General features: G+C 64.7%; 3 protein-coding genes. 2 read left to right on the top strand and 1 reads right to left on the bottom strand.

The window, feature by feature from the left end:
- On the bottom strand, positions 1-1448 hold a 1448-nt coding region (locus WA904_RS20655; protein ID WP_425199009.1), incomplete at its 3' end, for a heavy metal translocating P-type ATPase.
- 156 nt (positions 1449-1604) lie between these two features.
- Here WA904_RS20655 and WA904_RS20650 point away from each other — a divergent pair.
- Complete coding sequence (locus tag WA904_RS20650; RefSeq protein WP_425199008.1) at positions 1605-1802, top strand: heavy-metal-associated domain-containing protein; 198 nt, start codon at positions 1605-1607, stop codon at positions 1800-1802.
- Between the two features lie 8 nt (positions 1803-1810).
- On the top strand, positions 1811-2212 hold the full coding sequence (cueR, locus tag WA904_RS20645; protein WP_425199007.1) for a Cu(I)-responsive transcriptional regulator: 402 nt from the start codon (positions 1811-1813) through the stop codon (positions 2210-2212).
- Positions 2213-2731 lie beyond the last annotated feature (519 nt).

Here is a 2731-nt window from a genome sequence, read left to right as displayed (position 1 = left end):
CCATCGGGCTGCGCCACCGGCATGCCGCGCTCCTGCGCCGCAGCCACCACGGCGCGTGCTAGCGGGTGTTCGCTGCCGCTTTGCAGGCTGGCCGCGACGGCCAGTTGTGCGGATTCGTCAACATCGGGCGCGGCTACAAAAGCCACCAGCCGCGGTCGCCCGACCGTCAGCGTGCCGGTCTTGTCGAACGCCACGGTGTCGGCCTTGTGCGCGAGTTCCAGTGCCTGCGCGTCCTTGATCAGAATGCCGTTTTTCGCCGCCACTCCGGTGCCCGCCATGATGGCTGCCGGCGTGGCCAGGCCCAGCGCACAGGGGCAGGCAATCACCAGCACGGCCACCGCGTGAATCAGCGCCGTCTCCATCCCGGCCCCGGCCCACAGCCAGCCCAGCAAGGTGAACAGGCCGATGGCCAGCACCACCGGCACAAACACGGCAGACACCTGGTCCACCAGCCGCTGGATGGGTGCCTTGGCCGCCTGCGCGTCTTCCACCAGGCGAATGATGTGGGCCAACACACTTTCGCTGCCCACCGCACTCACTTGCAACACCACGCGTCCGTCACCGTTGATGCTACCGCCGGTGAGCTTGTCGCCGGGCTGCTTGGTCACAGGCAGCGGCTCGCCGGTGAGCATGGATTCATCCACCTGCGTCTGCCCTTCCTGCAGCAGGCCGTCCATCGGAATGCGCTCACCCGGCCGCACCACCAGGCGGTCGCCCAACAGCACCTCGGCCACCGGCAGGTCGGCTTCCTCGCCCGAGCCCTGCAGCACGTGCGCGAGCTCGGGCCGCAGGGCATGCAGCGCGCGTATCGCCGCCGTGGTCTGGCGCTTGGCGCGTGCCTCCAGCCACTTGCCCAGCAACACCAGCGTCACCACCACGGCCGAAGCCTCGAAATAAAGATGCGGCATCGTGTCAGCTTCGGCGCTGAGCCACAGCCACATCGACAGGCCCCAGCCTGCGCTTGTGCCAATGGCCACCAGCAGGTCCATGTTGCCGGTCAACGCCTTGAGCGCATGCCAGCCCGCCTTGTAAAACCGCGCGCCCAGAATGAACTGCACCGGCGTGGCCAGCAGGAACTGCTGCCAGGCGGGCAGCATCCAGTGTTTGCCCAGCAGGTCCCCCAACATCGGCACGACGAGCGGCGCCGAGAGCAGCAGGCCGATGGCCACCGGCGTAAAGCCGGCCCAGGGCGACAGATCTTCGGGCATCGCTTCTTCGGGAGAGACCGGCTCGTAGCCGGCGTTGCGCACGGCGCGGCGGATCTGCGCATCCATCTGCGCCGAGGGTGTGTACACCACCCGCGCCGATTCGGTCGCCAGGTTCACGGTGGCTTCCTGCACGCCAGGGACTTTTTTCAGGGCCTTTTCGACACGCGACACACACGACGCGCAGGTCATGCCGCCGACGCCGAGGTCCAGGGTGGAGGGGGAGAGGGTGGTGGTATTCATGGGTGAATGATCAACCTTGCCATGGTGGCAAGGTCAAGGCTTGATACAGATCAACCTCATTCGACTCAGGGGTTTGACCTCGCACGGGTTGACCTTACCATCATGGCAAGGTTCAAGCTTCAGACCTCTTCCATTAAAAACCGAAAGGACCACCCCATGAACCAGACCTTCAACGTGCAGGGCATGACCTGCGGCCATTGCGAACGCGCCGTGACCCAGGCCGTCAAGACCCTCGACCCTCAGGCCGAAATAAAGATAGACCGCGCGACAGGCAAGGTGGAGGTGGACTCCAGCCAGCCCCGCGAGGCCATTGCCTCCGCGATCGTCGAAGAAGGCTACACCGTCGCCCCATGAGCGGGCCCATGAACATCGGCGAAGCGGCTCGCCGGTCGGGCGTTTCGGCCAAGATGGTGCGCCACTATGAGTCGCTGGGCCTGTTGCCGCAGGTGCACCGCAGTGACAGCGGCTATCGTCAGTACACAGAAGCCGAGGTCCACACGCTGCGTTTCATCAAGCGCGCGCGCGATCTCGGCTTTTCAATGGCCGAGATCGCCGAACTGGTCAGCCTGTGGCAAAACCGCCGCCGCGCAAGCGCGAGCGTACGGCGCATCGCCCAGAAACACGCCGACGAGCTGGCCCAGCGCATCGCCGCCATGCAATCCATGCAGCAAACGCTGGCCCAACTGGTGCACTGCTGCCAGGGCAACGACCGGCCGGAGTGTCCCATCCTTGACGATCTGGCTGGCGAAAAGCACGCAAGTTAAGTCATTTTTTGCATCACGCTGCGCCTGTAGCCTGCCTTGGACAGTAGGACGGACTCCCCACTCCCTCCCCCACCCCTCCCTCGCCCTGCTGGGTGATGGCGGGGAGCTTCATTTGGCCGCGTGCGCTGCACTCGCGTGCAAACATCACTGCCAACTGAATCCGACCTGACGCGCAACGCGCATCAGGTCTCCCCGCATCCGCATTTGTTCCCCCCACCCGTCGGGCTGGGCCGAGGAGCGCAGTCGAAAACGGATCAGGGCGAGCGATTGTCTGAGCGCAGCGAGTTCGAGCTCGACCCCGCTTTCGGTGAGCACCGGAGGTTGCCCGCAGCGAAGCGGAGGGACCCGGACCATCGGGTCGCCTTCTCTTTGCTCACTTTCTCTTGGCGACGTGTACGGACAGGAGACATACGAAACAGGTGTTCGGAGACATAGGAAACACTTCTTCAGCGCTATTGGCGCAAGGAGAAGTGCATGCCTTGGCAACCGAGAGACCTGATGGACACCAAACGCGAATTT

This window comes from Polaromonas sp. (assembly GCF_049790275.1).
Classification (GTDB): Bacteria; Pseudomonadota; Gammaproteobacteria; order Burkholderiales; family Burkholderiaceae_C; genus Polaromonas.
This window is presented reverse-complemented; position numbering and strand designations above follow the sequence as displayed.

Coding starts and splice junctions, on each gene's coding strand:
- WA904_RS20650 (WP_425199008.1), top strand. CDS start 1,605: ATGAACCAGACCTTCAACGTGCAGGGCATGACCTGCGGCCATTGCGAA.
- cueR (WP_425199007.1), top strand. CDS start 1,811: ATGAACATCGGCGAAGCGGCTCGCCGGTCGGGCGTTTCGGCCAAGATG.